The 25,597-nt window shown below is 43.5% G+C and carries 20 protein-coding genes and 1 pseudogene; 11 read left to right on the plus strand and 10 right to left on the minus strand.

All coding sequences use genetic code 11. The features are described from left to right. Window positions 1–146 precede the first annotated feature (146 nt). Window positions 147–1,019 (minus strand): hypothetical protein, encoded by an 873-nt coding sequence (locus AACW75_RS17115; protein WP_237297874.1) that lies wholly within the window; start codon window positions 1,017–1,019, stop codon window positions 147–149. Window positions 1,020–1,078: 59 nt separating this feature from the next. Further along, entirely contained in the window at window positions 1,079–1,354 is a 276-nt protein-coding gene (locus AACW75_RS17120) for a hypothetical protein (RefSeq protein WP_237297875.1), read from the minus strand. Window positions 1,355–1,952: 598 nt separating this feature from the next. On the opposite strand from AACW75_RS17120, the gene AACW75_RS17125 reads away from it, so the two are divergent. The 5 genes from AACW75_RS17125 to AACW75_RS17145 all read left to right on the plus strand — a co-directional run bounded on the left by AACW75_RS17125 (window position 1,953) and on the right by AACW75_RS17145 (window position 6,295). After that, complete coding sequence (locus AACW75_RS17125; RefSeq protein ID WP_017075652.1) at window positions 1,953–2,888, plus strand: CorA family divalent cation transporter; 936 nt, start codon at window positions 1,953–1,955, stop codon at window positions 2,886–2,888. Then, entirely contained in the window at window positions 2,888–3,463 is a 576-nt protein-coding gene (locus AACW75_RS17130; RefSeq protein WP_102551883.1) for a mechanosensitive ion channel family protein, read from the plus strand. The genes AACW75_RS17125 and AACW75_RS17130 overlap by 1 nt, the downstream gene beginning before the upstream one ends. A gap of 266 nt (window positions 3,464–3,729) precedes the next feature. Continuing rightward, a complete protein-coding gene (locus AACW75_RS17135) occupies window positions 3,730–4,569 on the plus strand; it encodes a GNAT family N-acetyltransferase (RefSeq protein WP_237297876.1) in 840 nt (279 codons plus the stop codon). Between the two features lie 135 nt (window positions 4,570–4,704). Next, window positions 4,705–5,532, plus strand: coding sequence for a helix-turn-helix domain-containing protein (locus AACW75_RS17140; RefSeq protein WP_237297877.1), 828 nt, complete (start codon window positions 4,705–4,707; stop codon window positions 5,530–5,532). A gap of 133 nt (window positions 5,533–5,665) precedes the next feature. After that, window positions 5,666–6,295: an esterase/lipase family protein gene (locus tag AACW75_RS17145; protein WP_010432104.1), complete on the plus strand. Its 630-nt coding sequence runs from the start codon at window positions 5,666–5,668 to the stop codon at window positions 6,293–6,295. A 165-nt stretch (window positions 6,296–6,460) separates the two neighbouring features. On the opposite strand, the gene AACW75_RS17150 is transcribed toward AACW75_RS17145, so the two are convergent. Beyond that, entirely contained in the window at window positions 6,461–7,435 is a 975-nt protein-coding gene (locus AACW75_RS17150; RefSeq protein ID WP_145563405.1) for an arginine deiminase-related protein, read from the minus strand. Window positions 7,436–7,968: 533 nt separating this feature from the next. On the opposite strand from AACW75_RS17150, the gene AACW75_RS17155 reads away from it, so the two are divergent. Together AACW75_RS17155 and AACW75_RS17160 are read left to right on the plus strand one after the other, a co-directional pair. Then, window positions 7,969–9,819, plus strand: coding sequence for an ABC transporter ATP-binding protein (locus tag AACW75_RS17155; protein ID WP_145569569.1), 1,851 nt, complete (start codon window positions 7,969–7,971; stop codon window positions 9,817–9,819). Window positions 9,820–10,107: 288 nt separating this feature from the next. Beyond that, window positions 10,108–10,812: a DUF445 family protein gene (locus AACW75_RS17160; RefSeq protein ID WP_135454119.1), complete on the plus strand. Its 705-nt coding sequence runs from the start codon at window positions 10,108–10,110 to the stop codon at window positions 10,810–10,812. Between the two features lie 141 nt (window positions 10,813–10,953). Here AACW75_RS17160 and AACW75_RS17165 read toward each other — a convergent pair whose 3' ends face one another. Further along, window positions 10,954–11,442, minus strand: coding sequence for an Lrp/AsnC family transcriptional regulator (locus tag AACW75_RS17165; protein ID WP_017075645.1), 489 nt, complete (start codon window positions 11,440–11,442; stop codon window positions 10,954–10,956). 279 nt (window positions 11,443–11,721) lie between these two features. On the opposite strand from AACW75_RS17165, the gene AACW75_RS17170 reads away from it, so the two are divergent. Beyond that, complete coding sequence (locus tag AACW75_RS17170) at window positions 11,722–11,892, plus strand: hypothetical protein (protein ID WP_017075644.1); 171 nt, start codon at window positions 11,722–11,724, stop codon at window positions 11,890–11,892. Window positions 11,893–12,504: 612 nt separating this feature from the next. Here the strand turns inward: AACW75_RS17170 and AACW75_RS17180 are convergent. Both AACW75_RS17180 and AACW75_RS17185 read right to left on the minus strand, forming a co-directional pair. Beyond that, entirely contained in the window at window positions 12,505–13,329 is an 825-nt protein-coding gene (locus AACW75_RS17180) for a nuclear transport factor 2 family protein (protein ID WP_237297882.1), read from the minus strand. A gap of 205 nt (window positions 13,330–13,534) precedes the next feature. Then, window positions 13,535–14,425: a helix-turn-helix domain-containing protein gene (locus AACW75_RS17185; protein ID WP_017075642.1), complete on the minus strand. Its 891-nt coding sequence runs from the start codon at window positions 14,423–14,425 to the stop codon at window positions 13,535–13,537. Window positions 14,426–14,528: 103 nt separating this feature from the next. Here AACW75_RS17185 and AACW75_RS17190 point away from each other — a divergent pair. Next, window positions 14,529–14,838 (plus strand): annotated as a pseudogene (locus tag AACW75_RS17190) (hypothetical protein). A gap of 129 nt (window positions 14,839–14,967) precedes the next feature. On the opposite strand, the gene putP reads toward AACW75_RS17190, so the two are convergent. The 4 genes from putP to AACW75_RS17210 form a co-directional block, all read right to left on the minus strand. Further along, window positions 14,968–16,458, minus strand: coding sequence for a sodium/proline symporter PutP (putP, locus tag AACW75_RS17195; RefSeq protein ID WP_102551899.1), 1,491 nt, complete (start codon window positions 16,456–16,458; stop codon window positions 14,968–14,970). Between the two features lie 185 nt (window positions 16,459–16,643). After that, window positions 16,644–17,348, minus strand: a complete 705-nt coding sequence (locus tag AACW75_RS17200; RefSeq protein WP_145569565.1) for a 1-pyrroline-5-carboxylate dehydrogenase — start codon at window positions 17,346–17,348, stop codon at window positions 16,644–16,646. Window positions 17,349–17,359: 11 nt separating this feature from the next. Next, window positions 17,360–20,497, minus strand: a complete 3,138-nt coding sequence (gene putA / locus AACW75_RS17205; protein ID WP_145563401.1) for a bifunctional proline dehydrogenase/L-glutamate gamma-semialdehyde dehydrogenase PutA — start codon at window positions 20,495–20,497, stop codon at window positions 17,360–17,362. Between the two features lie 181 nt (window positions 20,498–20,678). Then, complete coding sequence (locus tag AACW75_RS17210) at window positions 20,679–21,503, minus strand: AraC family transcriptional regulator (RefSeq protein WP_237297878.1); 825 nt, start codon at window positions 21,501–21,503, stop codon at window positions 20,679–20,681. Between the two features lie 484 nt (window positions 21,504–21,987). Between AACW75_RS17210 and AACW75_RS17215 the strand changes: the two genes are divergently transcribed. Both AACW75_RS17215 and AACW75_RS17220 read left to right on the plus strand, forming a co-directional pair. Then, window positions 21,988–23,091, plus strand: a complete 1,104-nt coding sequence (locus AACW75_RS17215; RefSeq protein ID WP_237297879.1) for a PEGA domain-containing protein — start codon at window positions 21,988–21,990, stop codon at window positions 23,089–23,091. A gap of 258 nt (window positions 23,092–23,349) precedes the next feature. Further along, window positions 23,350–25,179, plus strand: coding sequence for an SUMF1/EgtB/PvdO family nonheme iron enzyme (locus AACW75_RS17220; protein WP_237297880.1), 1,830 nt, complete (start codon window positions 23,350–23,352; stop codon window positions 25,177–25,179). Window positions 25,180–25,597 lie beyond the last annotated feature (418 nt).

A 25,597-nucleotide genomic window follows, 5' to 3' on the forward strand; every position in this document is an offset into this window, starting at 1 on the left:
ACTTACGCGATGATAAAAGCGTTGAACAAGCTTATTGGGTTAGGTATGCCTGAAACTTGTCGTATTGACTAAGAAATACGCGAAACGGGGTGGCTCTATCTCTAAATTTAATTACGCAACAAAGCCGCTCTGGAGTGGTCGTTTAATCAGCGGTATACCGTGTGATTCACGTCTTTTACAGGTATAGGTCTAGCTTCCTTCAATTTAAAGTAAGTAGTCTCACCTCTCTTTACCACACTTCGAACTACGAATTGGCTACCAGGTTTATAGTTTCTCTCATTCTCTCCGGTATCACCGGCTCCAATGTTAAATGGAGTTCCCTCGATAATATATACAGCCGGTTGTTGACCTCTATTAGCAGTGTCGGAGTCTGAATGGTATTTTCTTGATGCGTATTTATTAGCCATTTTTTCGTTTGTATCGCATGACATGATGAAACCAATTTGAAAACGGTCCCCTTGTTTTAATGCTCCAACTCCCTCTTGAGGTTTAAACATCGAGCCTCGATACTGTATCCCAAAAGTGTCTTTTTTCTGGCCATCAAACATAAACTCAACAGCTTCTTTTGCTCCATTATTCAGAGCTTTAACGGCGTTATCCAGGTCCTCTTTTGAAGACATAATAAACGGCGAGTCTTTGTGTGCACGGTTCCATTCAATACTCGCACCTTGGCGAATTGAAGCTGAAGATTCTGTCTTTAGTACACAGCCGTAGTCATGCCTAACTCTATTGTTTATTCCTTTCGCACCATGATTAGTACTGTAAATAGCAACTAGCCCATCGCGGGTGCTCTTTATTTTATCCTGGGTCGCTTTTTGTTTTCTCTCTAACTTGGATATTTGATTATCAACTTCATTAATGAGTCGTTTTATTTTTTCACGCTCCACCCTAGAATCATTTACACTAGAATTAAGTGCAGAAATAGTATTCTCACGTAGTTGTATATAATCATTAAGTTTAGACGAGTCTATCGCTTTAGGTTCCTTTAGATTCGCGCCAGAAAACACGGGGTTGATCACAGCTCTTGCCGCCGCAACTTCTTTCTTATGCCGCCCTACGTGAAGGTTTCCAAAGCACTTTAGTTTACTATGACTTTCTCCCCTAAACTCCCACTGACCTTTTTAACCTCTTTAAGTCGTACAGTCCCCTCGAAGTTTTTTATGTCGGAAGCTACCGCATAAGGCCTTGAAACATAATTTTTCTTTAGGTGGATAGCACTCTTTAAGTCTTGCTCAACTGATCGAATATTTTGATTGAGCGAAGTAAGAGGTTGTTTTGCGCTGTTTAGGTCTTGTATTGTCTTTGCCAAATCAGCTTTTAGTGTCGTTAATTGATGACTTGTCTTGGTGAGCATAGTTTAAAACTCCTGCTTCTCATAACTGATAAATAATGCGTATTTAAACCATGTTAGACAGAATCAAACCTAAGTCGGTAATGAAAATTTTTGAATAATTTGGGGATATTTTACCGCTATAGAGCTAGGTCAAAGCGCTAAGCTTTTCCGAAACAACCTGTTCGATTCCTTGCTTGGCTTGATGGACGTGCAAACCAAAGAATACCGAGAGGAACAAGATATCTTCGCACCATGTCGGTAGTGCTTTTTTCTTGAACTTAAGTGCGAACTTGAATTTAAACTTGAATGAGTAACGGGTAAGCTCCTCTTGCCTTAACCAATTAATTCATCACCTCTAAAAAGAAAAGGCCTCGGTCTTTTCTTTTTTTTCGTCGCTAACATGGATCCAGAGTGTTAATTTATAACGACGAAACAATGAGCTACATTTAACAGAGACAATAATGGAAGAGTCAGTCGTGCTCCAAAGACCAACCTGTCTTATTAGACTTTATCTCACTCACATCGCTCATTGAACTTACCACGATTAAGCTCAGTTCAATACGGCACCTGAATGGCGCCGCAATATCAATGTTTACGTCATATCATTAAGGACAAATGAATGGACGCTTTCATAATTTCAAGCTGGCAATTTTCTGAGGGTGTGGCACATGAACACACCACCAGCCCAGCCCCATTCGAGCAATCAACTTGGTACCACTGCCAAAGAGATGCTGACGGTTTGAGAGAATGGCTCCACAGTAATACGGTTCCAAATGCCATCATCGATTCATTACTCACAGACGACACTCGTCCTCGATTTGAGCAGTTTGGTCACGACTGCTTTTTGATGATCTTGCGAGGCATTAACCTAAACGAAGGTGCGAACCCTGACGATATGTTGAGCTTACGCATCTTATGGTACAAAGGCACTTTAATATCGACACGTAAAGTTCCTTCGAAAGCGGTCAGTAATCTAATATCCGATCTAAAACAAAACCAAGGTCCAACATCATTACCTGATGTCTTACTGGGAATGATCCGTGGAATTAACCATTACATATCAAGCTTCTTGACTCCCGTCGAACAACTGATTGATGAGCTAGAGTCTGAATCTCATATCGATATTAAGTCCATCAATGCTCTGCATTCAAGGCTACTTAGACTAAGGCGCTATTTGAAGCCACAGAAATACGTTTTTGAGGATTTAATGAGTGAACTGCCAGCTCCATTGAGTAAGCACAACAGTCATATAAAGAACAGCCTTGATACCATACTCAGGATTAACGAGTCGGTTGAGTTTTATATCGATCAAATTAATGTATTTTTGGCCAGTCGAAGTCAGCAGCAAGCTGAGAAAATGAATAGAAATACGTACCTATTTTCTATTATTGCGGGTATTTTCCTCCCTGCTGGGTTTTTCACCGGTTTACTCGGGGTCAATATTGCTGGTATCCCAGGAACAGACAACCCCATGGCGTTTCCACTATTTTGTGTTGGACTGCTCGCGGTCGTGGCGATTGAAGTCATTATTTTGAAAAAATTGAGGTTTATTTAATGGTTGAGTTTTTGCAATCCAATATGTGGCTTAAACAAGTGGGTTTAGGTTTACTGCTTATCGTTGTGTATTGGGTGATAAAACGCTTGGGGAAGAACTGGATAGAAACATTAGCGGAAAATAAGCGGGTCGAGTTGAAGCGGAAGCAGTTCGTGATTAAGTGTTTCAATATCGTTCTATTTCTACTCTTCATCGCTGTGTTTACGATTGTTCTTAACTTGGGCTTTGGTGATATTTCGCTGTTCTTGTCATCCATATTCGCGGTGTTGGGTGTCGCTTTATTCGCGCAATGGTCGATTCTAAGTAACCTCACAGCCAGCGTACTAATATTTTTCGTATTCCCTTATCGCATTGGTGACAGAGTAAGAGTCGCGGAGAAAGACGAAGACATCAGCGGTGTGATCATCGATATCACCATGTTCCACGTTATTCTTCGACACAGTTCGGGCAACATCATCACCTACCCTAATAACCTGATCCTACAAAAAGGCGTGATAAAGGTATTAGTTGATCCTGAGTTAAAGAGTGAAACTGTCGATACAAAACTCATCAAAGCTGAAGACTCAGGAAAGTAATGCGCCCTATTCAACGTCCCAATCAATAAGTTCAGCAGAGGGCAAAATATCTTGCCCTCTTTCAATTAACATCAGCTCTTCTGTTAACACCCACACACCTTTCAAAACTGTCGTTTTTATTCAATACCTGCCTCAACCAGTCGCCTACAATTGCTGTCATTGAAACGTGGCTCAGCGAATCAACTGATCTCATCGTCTATCGACGTACCTGAGAACCAGACCGCAGCCACGCACTCTACCGAATCGAAACAACAGGAATTCAAACGATGTTACGTATCAAAAAAATCTCATCACTTAGCGACTTAAGCGAACTTAAAACCGCTTACTTTACTGAATCAACAGCACCACTCGATGGTATGTGGCACTTTGGTTTTGTTCCTATGTCTGATCATTACGGCTTTTACGAAAACAACTCACTTGTGGGCTACTGTGCGGTCAATGGTGAAGGCTACTTGCTTCAGTTTTTCCTAGCACCAACAGCAAACCACAATATTGAAGATTTATTCGCCCTAATCGTAGAAAATAACAGTTCTGTTATTAGTGAAATGAAAGGCGCATTCGTGAGCACCGCTGAACCACAATATTTATCACTGTGTGTCGACAACACAGAGTCATTTAAAGTGAATGCGATGATGTACCGCCAAAACTCTCAAGCCAGATCTGATTGTGATTCAGACCGCATTGAAGAGATAGAGATGAGCCTCGCAACACAAGAGCAACTCGATCAACTAGTTGAGTTTGCTTCAGCAGCGATTGGCGCGCCAAAAGAGTGGCTCACCGGTTACTACGGTAATTTGATTGCCCGCCAAGAGCTATGGGGCTACTGGGAAAGTGACGACATTCTCGCTACTGGAGAGTGCCGTAAGTTCGATGAGCATCAAACACAGTTTGCCGACCTAGGTATGATTGTCGCACAAGAAGAACGCGGTAAAGGCTTAGCAACGCGTGTTATTCACTTTCTAAAGCAACACGCTAATAGCCAAGGGTTAGAAGCTATTTGCTCTACGGAAAGCAGTAATATTGGCGCACAAAAGGCCATTACACGCGCGGGGTTATCATCAAAGCATCGCATCTTACAGTTTGATTTTAGCGAGTTAAAGAAATAGCTTAGCCTTGATATTGGCTAAATATCAGAACTAAGCTGAAGGTTCAGTTCTGATAATAGATGCTCTTAAAAACTGTCACCTCCAACGATATCCACATATAGTTGTGAGTGATAATCCTCTGAAACAGAAGGTCTAATGATCAATTGGTTACAGTCTCCAAAATCCCCTGTAGTTGCTCAGTTCATTGATTGCTACTGGCTGATTGAAAAGACGCCCGACGCTCAAACTCATCAATTTCCGATACTCAATCCCGATCCATCGGCACCGCCAAGCGAGCAGGCATATCACTACACGATTGAGCAACAGGTCGATCAAGGCTTTGGTTGCCATCTGCTGCTGCCACACCATAAAGCCATCGAATTGGATCACTCGAAGCCGTTTATTCATTTAGGCATCAAGTTCCATGTGGGCGCACTGTACTCTCTGGTTATCCCAGATTCCCCTCACCCTAGCTTGGACAAGGTTAGTCCAATCAATCTCGCAGGTTTGCTAAACAACCCAAATGCCGATGCTATATCATTGATTAAGCTTGCTCAAACCGATATTGAAGCCTGTTGTCAGCAATTAGATGATTTGCTGCTGCCTTGGCTATCGACAGGTAAATCCGATAGGCACAGTCAACTCACGCACAAGGTATTAGGAGTGCTTGGCACTACACCGATTGCAGAGCTCGGCGACACACTGTTCTGCTCGCAACGCACTTTAGAAAGAAGCTTCAACAAGGTAACAGGACTGACACTAAAACAGTGCCAATCGATGAACAAACTCGAATCAATGTTGGAATACTTGTATAAGCGAAATCTTGATGACATTAATTGGATAGACGTCGCCTATCAGTTTGGGTTTAGCGACCAGCCACACCTGATTCGCTACCTTAAGAAAACCATCGGTCTAACACCCAATAATTACGCTAAACAAGGCGGCTTAACCATTGATGTGTATGGTGGCGTGAGATCAGAGTAACCACTCTTTATCTATAACGAGCACTCTGTCTATAACGTACATCTCTGTCTTTTGTGTCCCATTAGTAGCAAGTTTTATTGAGTTTAGATTTGCGACTAAATATACTGGAGATACCATCATACGGAGGATAAAAATGAATAATAAAAACAAACATATAGTTTTAATTCATGGTCTATATATGCCTGCGTTGATCATGCAGTATCTGGATAGGAACTTCAAAAAGCGTGGCTTTACAACGCACAAATTTGCCTACAACTCTCTGCGTTTCCCCTCTGCTGCAAAGCGCCTTAATCGCTTTATAAATGCTCGGTTTGATGAGCATGATGAAGTCTACTTCTTTGGCCATTCACTCGGTGGCTTATTGATTCGTCATTACTTTAAATTCTACCAACCCAACTTTGCAGACACCTGCATTATTACCGCTGGTACACCTCACAATGGGGCAACCATCGCTAAAACGCTTTCTAACCATGGGCTTGGGTTTATATTTGGTTCGAGCAAAATGATCTTAAGTGATGGCTTAGGTGACTATGATATCGACGTGCCGATTGGTGTAATCACTGGCACCTACGACGCGGGAGTCGGACGCATTGTATTGGGCAAGAATCCAGGCGATGGCACGGTCACACTAGAAGATGCGAACCTGAGAGGCGCTACAGACACTTGTGCTCTCAAACTCAACCACACAGCGCTCGTATATTCGAAAGAAGTGGTCACTCTCTCAGCCCAGTTCATCGAACATAGAGCTTTCAAAGCCGCCTGATTACCTGATTTTCGTGTTCTTATATTCTTATGTTCTTATGTTCTTATGTTCTTATAGCTAAAGAGGCCAACAGCCTAAAACTAAATACACTCTCTTCTAAAACAAAAATACCACCCTACAGATAGAGTGGTATTTAGAGATTCATTACTGGAAACCAGTAGCCAACTACAAAAGATTGACTCGTGTTGGCAAGAACACCTCACCCAACATGCATCGTACCGAACCACCACCGATGTCTTCGATCGTTTTCACGTTAAACGGGAGCAGCTTTCCATGTGTCGAAAGCTGAGCTAACTGGGCTGGAGAGAACGCATCGTAAGCCGATTGAGACATTGCGATCACCTTGTCGCCATTCACCGTTTCCAGTTGCAGGATGTTGCCACAGAAGCGGTTCATCTGATCGATTGAGATCGAGATAACCTGCTTATCCTTTGCAAGAGACTTTACGACAAAGCGACGCTCAAACTCAGGAATTACTTCATCACAAATCACGCAGAAGTTATCACCAATCGCCATCATCACATTGGTGTGATAAATCGGCTGACCCGATGGTAATGCCGTTTGAAAAGAGACAACTCGAGAATAGCCTATGCGCTTTGCATAATCTTCTAGCACTTCACGGTCACAACGTTGAGAAAGCGCCGCATAGATCGTCTTATTGATATGGTCGATAACCATGACGCCTGTGCTCTCCAAATAAGAGCCTTGAGCAACATAAGACTCTAACGACTCATTGTGATTAACAATGCGACCAGAGGCTTCTAACGCTTCCATAAGAGCATGTGGCTTAACTTCATGTTGGCGGTTCTCACACGCCATAGGGAAGGTAAATAAACTACCGTCACTGCAAGTGCTGAACCAGTTATTGGGAAAAACCGCATCAGGGGTTTCTACGCCCAATTCAGGGTAATCAAACTCTACAACTTGCACACCTTCTTTGCGCAATGAAGCGACCATGGCTTTAAATTCGGCCATCGTCTCTAGCTTCACCTCAGCTTCGGTTAAATCCACTCGGTGTTGAAACTCGTTATCACGCGCAGTTTCTTCGTTAAAACGAAATTCTTTTGGTGGCACCATAACAACGCAATTAGCGTTTTGAACATTAGTAATGTGAAGTGATTTCTTGTGTAGGTTTAACATCTCAATCGTCCCTATCTTTTATTTACCTCAGAATTGTAAACAACTTGTTACGACAAGATTCACTGAAAATAATAATGATTTGAATATTTATCCCAAACAATTACTGCAAAAATCAGTTTAATCGGTAATTTTTACTGCAAGATAACAGCGCATCAGAAAGAACCAACTGTTTGCATATTAGTTAAGGAAATTGCCGCATAAATATCCTGCCTTCATTCTCTAGCTAACAGCGAGTTTAGGTTACAATTTAATCCATTTAACGTTAGGATTATCACCGTTGCATAACCATCAATTACGTTTGAAATAAGCCTAACTTTTCCAGTCCAATTCAATCTAAAATGAACGTCATGAAAGACACTCTTTGAACCTTTCCTGCGTCGCTTAACTAAAAGTTAAAACAAAAAATCCATCGAATGACTTAATGCTTATAAGAACTCATTAACACCGATAAAATTTCAAACCGAATTTATAAAAACAAAGCTGCGCTTACGATGCACTAACTCATAGATGCAGCAGCTTATAAAGGGAAATCTATGTACAAGAAATTTGAAGGCTTTACCGAAGCCTTTCCAAAGGGAGAGCCGATACAACCTCCTACTGGGATACTGGCGTTCTGTCGCCATTACACTCGAGGCTTTGAAAAACCGTTAATCGTGCTCGGACTGATGAGCATGACCATCGCGATCATCGAAGTCGCGCTATTTGGTTACATGGGACAACTGGTTGATTGGCTATCAACAAGTAATCCAGAAACCTTCCTAGCGGACAACAAATCTACGCTGATGGGGTTGGGCGTTTTACTTCTGGTCGTGATGCCAATATTGATCAGTGCTTACTCACTATTGCTTCATCAAACTTTACTCGGCAACTACCCAATGTCTATCCGTTGGTTAGCCCACCGTTACCTTTTGAAGCAGAGCCTGTCGTTCTATCAAGATGATTTTGCAGGACGTGTCGCGACCAAAGTGATGCAAACCTCACTTGCGGTGCGTGAAACCGTGACCAAAATGGTCGATGTGTTCGTGTACGTCACCGTATATTTTACTGCGATGTTGTTCATGCTCGCGGAATCAGACTGGCGCTTAATGGCTCCAATGTTGGTGTGGCTGTTCATTTACGTCGGTATCCAACTGCACTTTGTACCCAAACTTAAAGATGTTTCTTCAGAGCAAGCTGACGCGCGCTCGCTAATGACAGGTCGTATTGTTGATAGCTACACCAATATCGCAACCGTAAAGCTGTTCTCGCATAGCAAAAGAGAAACTGAATACGCAGAAGAAGGCATGGAAGGTTTTTTGGATACTGTACATCGCCAAATGCGCTTAGTGACCGGTTTCAATATCTGTGTTGAATTCGCTAACTACTTATTAGTGTTCAGCATTGCCGGTATTTCTATTTACCTATGGTTAGATAACGCGATCACCGTGGGTGCGATTGCGATTGCCGTCAGCTTGGCTTTGCGTATTAACGGTATGTCAAAATGGATCATGTGGGAAATTGGTGGCTTGTTTGAAAACCTAGGTACAGTGATTGATGGCATTAAAACGCTATCTAAGCCTATCGCTATTGAAGACAAAAAAGACGCTAAGCCTTTGGATGTGCCACAGGGTGGCATCAACTTCGATAACGTGAGCTTTAACTACGGCGAGAATAAGGGTGTGATTAATAACCTAAACCTCAACATCAAACCGGGTGAAAAAGTCGGCTTGGTTGGCCGTTCAGGAGCGGGAAAATCGACTTTAGTTAACTTGCTACTGCGTTTCCATGATGTAGAAAGTGGCCGCATCTTGATTGATGGCCAAGAGATCTCTTCGGTCACACAAGACTCGTTGCGTAGCAACATTGGCATGGTGACTCAAGATACCTCACTGCTGCACCGTTCGATCAAAGAAAACATTCTTTATGGCCGTCCTGAGGCATCAGATAAAGATGTGTATGCAGCGACTAAACAAGCGCACGCACATGAGTTCATCGAAACGCTCACTGACCCGTTCGGCAATATTGGCTACGATGCTCAAGTTGGTGAACGAGGCGTTAAGCTTTCGGGTGGTCAGCGCCAACGTGTAGCTATCTCTCGTGTACTTCTAAAGAACGCACCGCTGTTAGTTTTAGATGAAGCAACATCAGCACTCGATTCAGAAGTTGAAGCGGCTATTCAGGAAAGTTTAATAGAGTTGATGGAAGGTAAAACGGTTATTGCAATTGCACACCGTTTATCGACGATTGCTGCTATGGATCGCCTGATCGTACTTGATGCAGGTAATATCGTAGAAGAAGGGACGCACCAAGAGTTGATCCAACAAAAAGGCATTTATGCTCAATTATGGAATCATCAAACGGGTGGCTTCATCGCAGATGAACTTGAGCAGGCAACCAACACCTAATGCATGTGCTACTTTAAAAGTGCGGCGTGTTTCACACCAATTTGTTAATTAACGGTAAATTACACGTAGCAGAATGTTATGTCGTAATTATATAATACTATTAACGGGACAAAGACGCTTCGCTTGCGCGTTCTGGAATAAGGCTAGACTTCGGGGGGAGGCTAGCCTTTTTTATGCCTGCTATTTAGCACCCTTTCCTGCCTATCGAATAAACTTCATCGATCCTTTTGTTTTTTTCTTGGCGTTTTTTTCTTAAAATGCGCGCAGTATTCTTTCTAGAGATCAACCATGAACAAAAGTGTCTTAACTAACGTAATAGCCTTAGCACTGCTTGCTGCTGGCTATGCGACAGCAAACCAATACTTGCTTTACGCAGGTCTATTCGCATTTTCTGGTGCCATCACCAATTGGCTTGCGATTCACATGTTGTTCGAGAAAGTACCTGGCCTATATGGTTCTGGTGTTATTCCAGCACGCTTTGAAGAGTTCAAAGCAGCAATCAAACAACTGATGATGGAACAATTTTTTACTGAAGGTAACATCGACCGCTTCCTAAGCAGTGAGATGACCGGAAAGTCGCTGAATCTAGAACCCGTGATTAAGAAGATCGACTTTAACCCTGCATTCGATTCACTGGTGCATGTTATCGAGAACTCACAGTTTGGTGGCATGTTAGCAATGGTGGGTGGTACAGAAGCACTACAACCGATGAAAGCGCCATTTGTTGAGAAAATGCAAGAGTCTGTGATTGAAATTAGTAAGAGTGACTCTGTAAAAAATGCCATCAAGGAAGAACTTGAATCACCCGCAATGATGGATGAAATCAAAGAGAACATTGAAGCGATCATCGATCAACGTTTGAATGAACTGACACCAAAACTCGTTAAAGAAATGGTTCAAACCATGATCAAGAAGCACCTTGGTTGGCTAGTCGTTTGGGGTGGGGTGTTCGGTGGTGTTATCGGTTTAATTTCCGCGGCAATCACACTGTAAGCTGCCATCCGTTCTAACTTTATCTTATTTTCGGCGTATCTGGCACCCAATAAAAATGGAAGCTCATTAGCTTCCATTTTTTGTGTCTGGTCAGCGTTCGTTACAGCTAACAAGTAGCTTAGAAACAACTAAAAATCTGCTTTACTTTAAAGTTGCTAACAACTCAGGGTTTACACCAAAGCCTTTCTTATGTTCTTCAATCACTACTTCACTACGAGTCTGAATCACTCCGGGTAACGTCCCCAGCTTAGTCGCCATAAACGCTTGGTACGCTTTCATGTCTTTTACTCGCACCTTAATCATGGTGTCAAAATCACCAGACAACGAATAGCACTCTTCCACCTCAGGCATCAGTTCAACCGCTTGGGCAAATTTATCAAAAATGGAAAAGCTGGTCTGGTCGAGGCGAATATGGATAAAGACTTGTACATCGAGTCCCAACTTTTCCGAACACAACTCAGCATGATAACCAGTAATGTAACCTTCTTTCTCTAATCGTTTCAGTCTATCAGAGCAAGGAGATGTGGTTAGATTGACCTGTTTTGCCAATTCAACAACTGGCAAACGCCCTTTCATATGCAGAATTCTTAGTATCTCTTTATCGATACGATCGAGTTGATGCTGAGACATAACATTCCTTAAACATTCTAAATTCGGCTCAGTATATTCCATAGTGAGAACAATCAGGCAAAACCCCGTTCACACATTTAAAAAACTAAACACACCATTACCATTCGCGATAAATATAAATAAATACCAACCCATAACAACCCTTATAAATCAGTTGTCGACCATTAACAAATTATTATAGAAATGACCTTAAAAACAAATAAGTTGAGCTAGAAACGAAAGAAAGGATATAGGCCAAAGTGAATAATAGAATCTTCAAAGAGAAAGGATAACTCTATTATGAAAACGCAAGAACTCGCATACAAGCCATACAGTATTGGCTCATGGACACACGTAACGGTTTCAAAAGATGTTGCTCAAGCACTAGCAAATGAGTACTCAAACTATGGATGGGAAGTAAAAATTGATGGCAATGCCATTGAAACCGAGCTTGCACTAAAAGCCGCATAGAAATGCAAAAACCTCCCGAGCGGAGGTTTTTTCGATCTAAGTTAGTAAGCACTTACTATAAACTAAGCCAAACCAACTTGGGGAACATGACTTCCCGTTTCACAACGACAATTACACGTTCGGCAAAAGTGTTGTGTTTCCATATCGTAATACAGGTTTCCACTAAATAGCTTTGACGTCCATTGCATCATGCGGCCAGATGTTGTCTCAGGCTCTGATTCACAACGTTTCATTATAGACTTATGTAGTGTTGTTTTTTTACATCCTTTGCAATAGAGATCAGGCATACCTTTGTCCTATAGGTCTTTAATGGTTACTGACAATTGACACATCATGTACAATTCAGTTCAACAATTCATCGAGCTAATTACAAAAGTGAGCGCTAAGTTCAAAAAATAGCCATTTTTCTCTCCCATTTTAGATCTCAAGCGCCTTCAAGATCCCTCCACTTTCCTTTATTACCCACGATCACACCGTTTCGATTTACATTGTAAAACCCCTTAACGACAGTACCTCGCCTGAATTCCCCTACAAATTTATAAATAATAAAGCGGTACTTCCTCTATGAAAGCACCGCTTTAAAAAGCATTTCAGGCTCCATTTAACTCAAATTTAAAAGCCAAATTTACCATTCTCATTTTTCCACTCTGAGCGAGCAGGGATCGTTTCAATAGTGTCCCAGTGCTCAACAATTTTGCCGTTATCAACGCGGAATAGATCATAAAATGCGACATGGTTGTTCATGAACTGGCCTTCGCTGATAGATAACACAAAGTTACCTTGGCCCAATATCTTATGGTTGGCGGTATAAACCATTGGCATACCGGCTTCCGCTAATGCGCCCAAGGCCTCTCCCAAACCGCTTAAACCATCAGCCACTCCTGGGTTGTGCTGTAAGTAAGCACTGTCTTCATTATCGATATAGTTATTAATCTTCGCCATATCACCGCCGATCAGGATGTCTTTAACGAAACCACTGACCAACTGCTTATTTTTGTCCGTTTGATCGAGATCGACGACTTTAGTCGCGCCATCTAATTGAGTTCGTCCACTTGCGTTTGGCTTGGCAAATTCTTGCAGGTTGTCCCAATGCTCAACTATCTGTCCATCTTCAAAGCGGAACACATCGAAGCCAACTTTGGGGCCGAAGAAGTTGTATTCAGTGTGCGTTACGACGAAGTCACCATCTTGAAATGAGCGCTTAACTTGCGCTTTCGCAGAACCTTCAGGGAGCATTTGTAGCACTTCACCAAAGCCCGCTAAGCCATCGCCTACCGCTAGGTTATGTTGAATGTACTTTTCAGGGTTAATGTAGCTCACTGCTTGCGCATCGCCTGTTTCAATGCTTGAAATGACCGCCACGCCTTTCTCTTGAATAGACAACTCTTGAGCCGAAACCGTTCCAGTCACAACAGAGGCTGCGAGTACGCTTGCCATTAATAGTGTTGAGTTGAATTTATTCGTTTTGGATTCAGCGGCTTTAAATGTTGTTGCTTGGAATGCGTTAGTTATTGTTTTCATTATTGAGTCCTCTCGTTGGCTTGGAAACTATATTAATCAACAAGAGAAGCTCGCGGCAGAGTGTATTTAGGCAGAAAAATGGTAGATATCGAACCTTGAGTTATCAATGAACACTCAGTCGCTATTCAGAAAGGGATGGCTTTGAATACTTCTTTTGAAATTCACTAGGGGTCATTTGAGTATGATTTTTAAAATACTTTACGAAGTTACTCGCATCTTCAAACCCAAAATCAGACGCCATTTTTTGTGAGGTAATATTGGTAATAACTAACTGGCGCTTCATCTCTAACACGGTAAAAGAATCAATGATCTGTTTTGCGGTTAGCCCGGTTGCAACCTTGCACACTTGATTCAGCGTCTTGTAGGTCGTGTTAATTTGATTCGCATACCAGTTTGCGTCACGAACACGTAGATAGTTATTTTGAAGAAGCTCAAAGTAGCGAGCGAACTTAATATTCTGTTGCAGGCTCAAGGCATCTTGCTTTACTTCAGGTCGTAGACGATGAAGAACCAGCGCTAATGCCGAGAAAAGGTACATCACGATCAAGGGATCAGAATCTTTTTGATTCAGTTCAGTCGTAATTTGTTGCAGCAGGCTCTGCGTTCGATCTTGGTGAAGTTCATCTAATGACAGTAACGCAGAGTGTGCCTTGTTCAAGTGAGTTGGTGTGTAGTTTGGCAAGCGCATGTTGGCGTGAATACTGTCGAGGAATGCCTGAGTAAACACAACGGCAGTACCTTGTGGCTCATTACTAAAATCAAAAGCGTGCACTTGCTCTCTTTGAATGAACAATACGCTCCCTTGGCTAAAAGGATAGTCCTGGAAGTCGACCATGTGCGTACCAGATCCTTGCTCGATAAACAGAATCAAGAAGAAGCTAACACGATGTGGCAGTCGAGGGTCGTGGTTAATGTTTCTTTCTGAATAGAGTCGAGACAGCGGAATCAACTCCAACTCAGCCTGCGCTGTTTTCTCGTGGTTAAAGCCAATATTCGGGATTGCTTGAGACACTGTCACCTTCCTACTCGTTTACTCGGTTCCCCTTAGCAACTCTAATGTATCCCTACGCAAACTGAAATATTCCGAGTCTAGAAATTTGACTTCAACAATCTCAATGATCAGCTTCGTGGACGATGCCCTATACACTTCAATCAAGTTAAACGGACTCACAGTGGCTCAAATTGCCAAAGTCTACAATATCTCTCGCACCACCATTCTTTGCTATGAACGAGCGGGGCTACTTCTGCCTCACTGCCATTCAGTTAAATGTTTACCGTTGGTATGGTGAGAAAGAACGTTGGATCCGTGTGATGGAAAAAGACATGCAGAACGGACACAAGCAGTTTGAGAAGATGGAGCCGAATGTTCATCAAGAGTCTCTGGAGCTTTTGGAGCTTTTGGAGCTTTTGAATATCGATCAATAAGAGGTCGAAAGCATTAGAGAGTAGTCAAAAAAATAGAGCCACCGAAGTAACTCTATTATTCGTTCTAATTTGTCTATCTTTTACAATGTAAATTCGTCTAGTTTTTCATCTAGAATCGTTAGCATTGAATTAGTCTAGCTCAACTAGGTTCTTCTTAAATTCAGCGTGTTGCTTCTTAACTTCGTCTTCTGGTTCGCCAGTAATTAGGCTCACAATAACGATAGAAAGAGTCGATAGGATGATTCCCGGTACGATTTCGTAAACATCGAACCAACCGCCCGTGAACTGTTTCCAAAGAACAATCGTAACACCACCAACCACGATGCCCGCTAGAGCGCCGTTACGGTTCATACGAGACCAGTACAGGCTCAACACGATAGCTGGACCAAACGCAGCGCCAAAACCAGCCCATGCGTAAGATACAAGGCCAAGTACTGAACTGTCTGGTGTCATCGCTAGAACAAGTGCAATCAGAGAGATTAGGATAACCGCGAAACGGCCTACACGAACAATCTCTTCCGACGTTGCGTCTTTCTTCAGAATTTGCTTGTACAGATCTTCTGCCATTGCAGATGAAGAAACAAGAAGTTGTGAATCTGCAGTACTCATGATTGCCGCTAGGATTGCAGCAAGTAGAATACCTGCGATTACTGGGTGGAACATCGCGTTAACAAGAAGCATGAAGATCTTCTCGCCATCGTCTAGCGTAGGCGCGCCAGAGTTAGTCACGTAAATTAGACCAACAAGACCCACTAGCATTGCACCAACCATAGACAGTGCAGTCCAGATAACCGCAATGCGGCGTGCTGTCACAAGATCTTTGTTTGAACGAGTTGCTTTAAAACGCGCAAGGATATGTGGCTGACCGAAGTAACCCAAGCCCCATGCCGCTAGCGAGATGATCGCAATAGCAGAAAGCGGCTCACCCTTCGCATCATTCCAAAGCGTTAGTAGCTCTGGGTTGATGTTGTGCAGGTCGCTAGATAGCTGACCAAGGCCACCATTCATTGCAGCAATTGGTACAATCAATAGCGCAGCAGACATTAGCAGGCCTTGAACTAAGTCCGTCCAAGATACCGCAAGGAAACCACCAAACAGGGTGTAAGAAACCACACATACTGTGCCGATAATTACCGCTGTTGTGTAATCTAGGCCGAATACCGTTTCAAACAATTTACCACCTGCTACCAAGCCTGAACTTGTGTAGAAAAGGAAGAATAAAAGGATAAAGAAAGCAGAGATTGTTTGAATCAGCTTAGAGTTATCATTGAAGCGACGAGATAAAAACTCAGGCAACGTCAGTGATTCAGTTGTAATACTGTAAGTACGTAGGCGTTTAGCACTGATTAACCAGTTAGCCCAAGTACCAATAAGTAGGCCACCAGCAAGCCAAAATGCTTCAAAGCCAGCAGCGTAAGCGTAACCAGGTAGGCCAAGTAGCAACCAACCACTCATGTCTGATGCACCAGCAGAAAGTGCAGCAGGCCATGGGCCTAACGAACGACCACCTAGGAAGTAGTCAGTTGAGTTAGATGTACGTTTGTAAGCAATAACACCGATCGCTAGCATCATAATTAGATACGCAATGAACGTCGTCGTTATTGCAAAACTGTTTTCTATCATTTGATAGTCCTCATTTTGTAGAAAGCCTTCCATGCCTAATTCGACGCAAAGCACTTACCGTAAGGGCAAGCAAATGCATTGAGTTAGGGATTTAGGCTCCAAAGCACCATGAGTTAAATCCAAAGACGGTGAAACCAAAAATGGAGAAAACCAAAAGTGCTTAGAGCCAATATTACTGAAGGTTAGTGAGCTTCGCTTCCAAGTTCGAGCAAGGTCGCGTTACCGCCCACGGCTGTTATATTTATAGTTCGCGTACGCTCGGTAATGAAACGCAGCGATAGGTGTGGATCATTAGCAACATTCATTGTCGCCAGATCCGTTTCAGCCACTAAACCGACGATTGCACCGTCACGCTTAGCAAGCTGTAAATTGATAGCTTGTGCCGTTTGTGAATTACCCACGTAACCCGCGCTTCGTACATCGCAAGACAGCAGCTGTTGAGCAGAGTCATACGAGGCAACCTGCACCAAGTTAGTTGGCAGATTCGCTTGTTTCGCGGCATCTGCAATTAGGGTATTGAACTGCACGTCATCACTGCACAATTGAACGCTGTTACCCGCCAAAAGTGCCGCAGTAATCATCGCCATTGCCGTTTGCAGTGCTGGCAGTTTATCTTGGCAATCATCAACAATTACCAACGCCACACCTCGGCCCGCAGCATACAACTCATTGGTTTCGCCCGTAGGACCAGCCATAAGGTGATGCTCAGCAAGCAGTGCTGACGCTTGTTCTAGATGATAAGTTGCCACTGCAGCCAAAGGCGCAGATTGACTTTCGATCTCTGATTTCAATGAAAGTACCTGAGCACTCTTATGATCAAAATCAGTAAGATTCCATTGTTCCCACGCAAGCAATGCATCAGAAAAACCTGTCACTTGATGAACCATGATACTGCTCCTTATGCCTTGTCTTGTGATTGAGAAAAATGAACATCAGTAAAGCGATATAGGTAGTGAGGACCACCCGCTTTAGGGCCTGTACCCGACAAACCTTGACCGCCAAATGGCTGCACGCCAACCACTGCGCCTACTTGGTCACGGTTGATGTAGCAGTTACCCACGCGCACGTGTTTTTCGATCCAACGGTAAGTTGTCTCGTTACGGCTGTGAATACCCATGGTCAAGCCAAAACCGGTTTGGTTAATTTGGTCTACCACTTGCGCTAACTCACTCGCCTTGAAGCGAACGATGTGCAGCACAGGGCCAAACTGTTCTTCTTTCAAGCAACTGATGTCATCGATTTCAAACGCACTTGGTGGAACAAAATCACCATGTTCACAATCAGAACCCAAAGTAAGTTGAGCAACTTTCTTCTGTGTCTGGGTCATATTTTCCAAATGAGCTAACAGCTTTTGCTTTGCTGTTTGATCGATAACCGGACCAACATCCGTTTTATGAAGGTATGGAATACCAACACTCAGTTCGTCCATTGCACCGTGAATCAATCCAACCACACGGTCTGCGATGTCTTCCTGAATATAAAGCACACGCAATGCAGAACAACGCTGGCCTGCTGAAGCAAATGCCGAACGAATCACATCACGAACAACCTGTTCAGGCAGTGCGGTACTGTCGACGATCATCGCGTTCTGGCCGCCAGTTTCTGCGATAAATGGAACAGGCTTAGCGTTACGACTTGCCAGTGACACGTTGATACGTTGTGCTGTCGGTGTTGAACCCGTAAAGGCAACGCCAGCAATCGCATCATGGCTAGTAAGCGCACTGCCGATCTCAGCACCGCGACCTGGTAGTAGCTGAATCGTGCCAGCAGGGAAACCCGCTTCATTCATCAGTTCAACCGCGCGAGCTGCAATCAAGCTTGTTTGCTCGGCAGGCTTAGCCACAACCGTGTTACCCGCAACTAGTGCCGCAGTAATTTGGCCAAGGAAGATAGCTAGAGGGAAGTTCCAAGGGCTGATACAAACGAACACACCACGACCTTGTCGCGAAGCGATTCGAGTTTGGCCATCAAAACCTTTAAGTTCGAAACCTTGTAGGTTGTCAGCTTGTTTTGCGTAGTAACGACAGAAGTCGACCGCTTCACGTACTTCATCAACGCTATCGTGAATTGTTTTACCTGCTTCTTGGTGACAAATCGCTACCAATTCAGCTAGGTTGTCTTCCATCAGATCAGCCAGTTTATCAAGTGCCGCCGATTTGGTTTCAACCGAAGTTGCGTTCCAATCAGCGAATGCTGCGTCTGCGCCAGTGATCGCTGCGGAAACATGATCAAGGTTAGCGAAAGCCACCTGACCCACATTGATACGACGATCGTAAGGTGCCGTTACTTGCTCAACGTTCTGATCAGCCTTGATCATGCTTTCGGCAAGAGATTCACCGTTGATCACAGGGCCAGCAGTCCATTGATTATTAAGGAACGCTTTTACTTGCTCTTCAAACTGATGCGCTTCACTTTCAATATCGATGTTCACACCGTAAGAGTTTTTACGCTCTGGGAATACCGCCGGTGGCAATGGAATCTTAGTGTTATGCAGTGTATCGAACGCAAGAAGCATATCGACAGGATGTTGAGTCAGCTCTGCTACAGGGCAACGCGCATCAACTAGACGGTGTACAAACGAGCTGTTTGCGCCGTTTTCTAGCAAGCGACGTACTAGGTATGGCAGTAGATCTTTGTGGCTGCCAACAGGTGCGTAGATACGTACCGACTGTTGGTAAGCTTCCATCGCATGGTTATAAAGAGAATCACCCATGCCGTGTAAGCGTTGGAATTCAAAATCTTTATGTTCAGTCATCACTGCGATTGCAGAAACCGTATGAGCATTGTGGCTCGCAAACTGCGGGAAGATATTGCCACGAACACTTGGGCTCAGTAGGTAACGTGCACATGCAAGGTAAGCTACATCTGTCGCTTCTTTGCGTGTGTAAACTGGGTAATCAGTAAAGCCAGCTTGCTGTGACCATTTGATTTCGCTGTCCCAGTACGCGCCTTTCACTAAGCGAAGCGGGATTAAATCACCCTGCTCTTTCGCCAAGCGGTTTAGCCATACTAGAACCGGTAGTGCGCGCTTCGAGTAAGCTTGAATAACCAGACCAAATTTACCCCAACCTTTTACAAGATCGGTACGGTACAGTTTTTCGAATAACTTAAGAGAAAGCTCTAGGCGATCCGCTTCTTCAGCATCAATCGTAATCGCAACATCAAGCTCTACTGCTCGGCGCAATAACTGCTCTAGCGTGTCGCAAAGCTCAGTCAGTACGCGGTCTTCGTTCGCCACTTCATAACGTGGGTGAAGCGCAGAAAGCTTAATAGAAACAGACGGTGCTGGGCTTAATTTTGAAGAAACATAGGTGTCTCGACCTACGGCTTCAATCGCCATTAGGTAATCTTTGAAGTATTTATTTGCGTCTGCAGTAGTCAGTGCCGCTTCACCTAACATGTCGTATGAATAGGTAAAACCTTTGTCACGCATAGACTTACCGTTCTTTTGCGCTTCAGCAATACTGCGGCCAAGAACAAATTGGTGACCCATCACCTTCATCGCTTGGTGCATCGCTTTACGAATCACCGGCTCAGAAAGCTTGTTGACTAAACGGTTAACCGCTTGGCCAGCGCTCTGTTCATTTGATGAAAGTCCAACAACCTTGCCTGTTAACATTAGGCCCCAAGTCGATGCGTTAACAAATACTGAATCAGAGTTCTTTAAGTGAGATTTCCAATCCGCAACGCTTAGTTTGTCGCGAATCAGCGCATCAGCTGTTGCTGAATCAGGAATACGCATCAAGGCTTCCGCCAGACACATCAGCAAGATGCCCTCTTGAGTATCTAAACTGTATTCAAGCAACAGCGCATCGATCATCTGAATTGAAGTTTTATCCGCACGGATAGCTTCGATCAATGATGTCGTTTTGTCTGTGATTTGCTGCTTTTCAGACTCAGAAGGGGTAGCTAGCGGCAGAAGTTGCTCTAGCCATTGGGTTTCATCCACCATATATAATGGTGAGATAAGCGTCCAAAGATCAGCAAGCGACTGCTCGTTGAATTCTGGCTTTAACACATCAGTAGCTGTAAACATGCGTTTTCCTTAATCTCACACCCGAAAAGAGTTCGGGATCTCTACAATGGCTGCAGTGTATTTAGAGTATATAAGGATTACTTGTCAAAAACTCCGAGTTTTTTGCTAAAAACTCGCTTTATTAACAAAACAAACACAAGGTCACATATGAAACTTTAAAATAATATGCCGTTTTGTTTTTTTATTTAACAGAAATTTGCTTTTTGTATTGAGATGGTGAGATGCCTTGAAGGCGAGAAAAGGTGTGAGTAAAGGAGGATTGACCGGAAAAACCAGCAAGTTCTGCAACCTGTCCAAGGCTAAGATTACCTTGTTCAATAAGACGTCGAGAGCGGTCTATACGCTTTCCTAAAACATATTGGTGAGGGGTAATGCCCATTTGATCTTTAAATAGCATGTGGAATTGGCTTTCGCCCAAGAACACACTGCCTGCAAGCTGCGCGACTGAGATCTTATTAGCCAAGTGTTGTTCGATGTAGCGATCCAACGACTCAAGATCGAAACGCGAATCTTTAATCGAGGTTTCAAATGCCGAGATGTGTCTTTGCATCAACGCAATCACCGTGTCATTACAAGCTCGACTCAACAACAGATCATCAGGACTGGCCTGCATCTCTTGCACCAACATATGGATAAGCTTTTGAATTTGCGCATCTAATTGGAAATAGACGTTCGATGATTCTAACTGGTTAATCTTCTCTAGCATCAGAGGGTCATCATCGGTTGGCATAGGCATGTTGAGTACGAGAATATCCGACTGACCAACCACGCCACCGAAAGCATGATCAGAGCGAGCCGTGACTACACAGCCTTGCCCTGGACCGACAAGATTACCTTTACCGCTCACTTCAAATTCCGCCTGACCTTTTAAACCAATGACTACCTGCGAATAATGGTGATCGTGACAATCCATATGCGAAGGCAAAGTAATGATCTCCGCAGGGCGAGGGCCAGTAAGGCTTAGCGGGGACAAGTCAAAGTTCGGAAAGGGCAACGGTTTAGGCATAACATCAAAATACTCAGGTCGACATAGTAAGAATAATACTCTGAAATCTGCATAAGATGAATTTGTAAATGATCATGAGAGTCATTTCCTCGCCTTAAACAAAAGATCATTATCGAGATCGTCTTGATCATGCCTCCGGAAAGATGATCAAGTGTGTACAAACTACGGCAGTTGTAAAACCAATCTTTCCGGCAAATTCAAGCGGCTAAAAATAACGATATGCAACGAATTGAAATCCATATAATAAATAGATGCTTCGTTACCGCTATATACGAAAAAAATTTTCTTATATAGCTCAAATAATCAAGCCTCAACTTGTAAAAAGTGTATCCGAAGTACCGAAACTGGGCTTTTGAGTAGATTGGATGGCAATAAAACGGTATAAAGACGGGTACTGTGTTAATTGCTAATAACTAGTGACTCACAACTAGGAAGTAGACACTTTATTAACGAGCCAATTTCAATCTATAAGTTGCAGGGACCTATGACTAACTTTCGAATTTCAGCGCTTTTACTCGCGCTATCCCCATTTTGGGTATCTGCATCGGTATCAGCTGAAGAACTGAATCAAGTCGATCCCGTTTCAGCTATCGATGCAAAGCTAACAGAGAAAAACTCAGATATTGAGCGTATTTCAGCAACTCAAGTATCGGCGTCTGAAAACCTAAAACAACTACAAAACCAAAACAGTAAGTTGTTACGCGAAGGTGAAGAACTTAAGGCAAAACGTAACAGAGCCAAGTCTGTACTCGACAAACAGTACAGCCGCTTACTGGAAGACCCAGAAACTGATTTGGTTTCTTTCCAGGAAAGCTACCAAGACACTTGGGCTGCCGTTAAAGAGAACCAATCGTCTCAGCTAGATAACCAACAAGCGATGAACGAGAGTGAAATTCACCTTTCTCAAATCAAGCAAAAGCAAGCTCGCCTGAATAATGAGTTGGCTAACTTGAGAGAGTCAAAAGTTGAAGCTCGTGTTAAACGTATTGCAACAGAACTTCGTGAAAGTGCTGTTCTTGAAACCAGCTACACCACGACATGTGCATCAACAATGACACTGGGTGAGTGTACTGCTCAAGGTAAACAACTCACCAATCAAAAAGCGGTACAAACGTTCAAGGCTCAATTACTTGAGCAGCTCACAGAAAGCACTCTGGCTAAGCAAAACTTACAAGGTGTTCAACTGAATATCCACGTTCAAGACAGCCAAGCAATTAAGAGCGGTTTCTCAGGTAACAACGCTTACTTCATGCAAATGCAAGCTCAGCTTCAAGCAAAACCTGAAGCGGTTGCAGCTTGTAACTTATTGAACGTTTCAACACGCTACTGTTTAACCGGCAATGATGCTGCTGTGGTTAAAAAGCGCGATAAACAATGGGCTAACGTGATGGTACGTTCTGATCAATATAATGATTCAGTCACTATCAACGGTATTAAGTATGGCAGCACACCTCTTGAGGTTGCATTGCCGAGCGGTCGTCACCAAGTAACCATTTCAAAGCAAGGTTACGAGTCTTACAACCGCACAGTCACCATCAACGGCAGCGATACTATTTGGGTGAAACTTCTTCCTAGCAAAGAAAGTTAATACCGACATAGAGGCTAAGCCTAAGCAATATAAAAGCTAAGCCAAAACAGAAAGCTAAGCCCGAATAAATAGCCGTGCCTATTTCGCAAAGCTGAATGAATACTCGCCATTTTGTTGATAGTTATAAACTGTATGATCGTTATAAACTTGTATGGTCGTTATAACCTTGTTTGATCGTTATAAACAGTAGCTGCAGACAAAATGGCGTGTTCGTTTAGATTATTCGATTAACCTAACTTACGATTGAAGTAGCCCAACATGCGCCAAGGTTTTCCCACTCTACTATTTGCACTTGCTCCCTGCTTAATGACGCCCGCTGTTTTCGCTGAGGCAACACCACCAGCGATCACAACATCTGTCACCGACATTGAAAGTTCACTCTTCGAAAAGCATGCGGCTTTAACGGCTGTTGATAAGAAGATGACGGACAAACAAAATCAAGTCGACAATCAGGTACAGCAAACGGCACGTCTAGCCAAGTTATCGGCTCAAGCTGAGCAAAAACTAGCAACAGCGAAAGCTAGCCTAGAGCAAGATTACACTCGTATGATTGATGAGCCAGATTTCGATATCTCGCCCGCTCAAAACAGGTTCCAAGACGCTTGGAAAGCCGTAAAAGAGAGCAAGCTTGCGATTTCAGACTCAGAACAGACGCAGCAAGGCTTGGTGATGGAACTAGAAGCCATCCAAGCAGAAAAAGCGGCGGCTGAAGCTTCAATTGCAAATCTGAATCAACACAAGCTAAGAGCAAGAGCCGAGCGACTAAGAAACGAGATCACTCAAACTGAAGAGCAAACGGTCAGCTTTACGAACCGCTGTAGCAGTGACATGACACTGGCACAGTGTTCCGATCAAACCGTAACCTTAGCGCTGCAAAAAGCGGTAAAACAATTCCAAAACAGCCTTGTAGATAACGCGACTGAATCGAGAACCGTTAAAGAGCATCTAGCGTCTGCTTCGCTGAATATTCACGTTCTACAACACAAAGTGAAATCCTCTGGTTTCTCTGAAGATAACCGTTACCAAGCGGTGATTGCTGCGAATCTAGAAACTCGCCCAGATAAGAACACGCCTTGTCGTCTGCTAGGTATTCAGTCGGCAAACTGTTTCACACAGAGCGATCAACAAGCCAATGATCAGCAAAAAGAGGTCGCTTGGGTTAACTTGGTGGTTCGTTCAAATCAGTACAACGACCATGTTTCGATTAATGGCGTGAACTACGGCAGCACACCGGTTGAGGTGATGTTACCAACGGGCCAACACATGGTCACAATTGAGAAAGAAGGTTACCTTTCTTTCCATCAAGAGTTGAAGGTAGCTCGCGATCACAACCTAAGAGCGGTGTTACAAGCCAAACAGAACTCATTGAATGTGGGTACTAAATTTGCCGACCCAATGGGAAGCGACATCCAAAGCCCAGAAATGATTGTGGTGGGTTCAGGCCGTTATCTATTGGGTGAAAACAACGCCAAGCAAGTAACGATCAAACAGCCATTTGCATTAGCAGCAACACCAACACGAGTTCAAGACTTTAGAGCATTCGTTGAAAGTACAGGCTATCAGACTGACGCAGAACTGATGAATACCTGCGACAAATTCGTCAATGCAGAGATCACCACCGTTTCAGACAATGACTGGCAGAGCCCTGGCTTTAAGCAAGCGGATAACTCACCCGTTGTATGCGTAAGCCAAAATGACGCTAAGGCTTACACCCGCTGGCTATCTGACAACACAGGTTTTACCTACCGTTTACCAACACCACAAGAGTGGGAAGCCGCTGCAAGAGCAGGCCAAGAGACTAACTTCTGGTGGGGCAATGAATTCCGTTCAGGCAAAGCCAATACTGGTTGGGCTGGAACACCGTGGTCAAACGTCAGCACTTCTCCGGTTAAGTCATTCTTACCAACACCAACAGGCTTCTACGATATGGTTGGTAACGTTTGGGAATGGACAACCATTCAGAAAGGCTTGGCTAAAGGTGGCGCGTGGAGCTTTTCTCCAGAGGAAGCAAAAGTGTTTAACGAACTGTACGTCCCAACCTCAACGGCAGCAAACTATCTAGGGTTCCGAGTCGTACGAGAGCTGTAGGCTTTCAATCAAGGACTCAGGATCTCAAATATTTACTCTAAGTTCTCAATTATCATATTGAGCAGCATTTATAGGGGAATTCCCCCCTTATGCATAAGCACTCCTAGGAGTAGATTCGTCGATAGAGTAGTAAGTCACTCTGGGTATCAAATTGATGCCTCAGTTTAATTTGCACGACCCTCGTAAATTAAACTGAAAATCTTCTACATGTCGACAAGGCATATCTTGTCTTTAGCCAGCCCCTCTTCAGGCTGGCTTTTTTTTGTTTGTTTACTACCCTTTTCGATTACCTATTCCCCTTGTTAGAAACAGTTAATCAGCAATTCGTTTAACGGTTATCCAAAGCCTATTTATTTCGCAGAATTCAGTCTGTAATTGCCATTGCAGCACTATAAGAAACTGATATCATCAATATACT

Origin of the sequence: Vibrio sp. L3-7 (genome assembly GCF_963898195.1) — a bacterium.
Taxonomy (GTDB): domain Bacteria; phylum Pseudomonadota; class Gammaproteobacteria; order Enterobacterales; family Vibrionaceae; genus Vibrio; species Vibrio echinoideorum.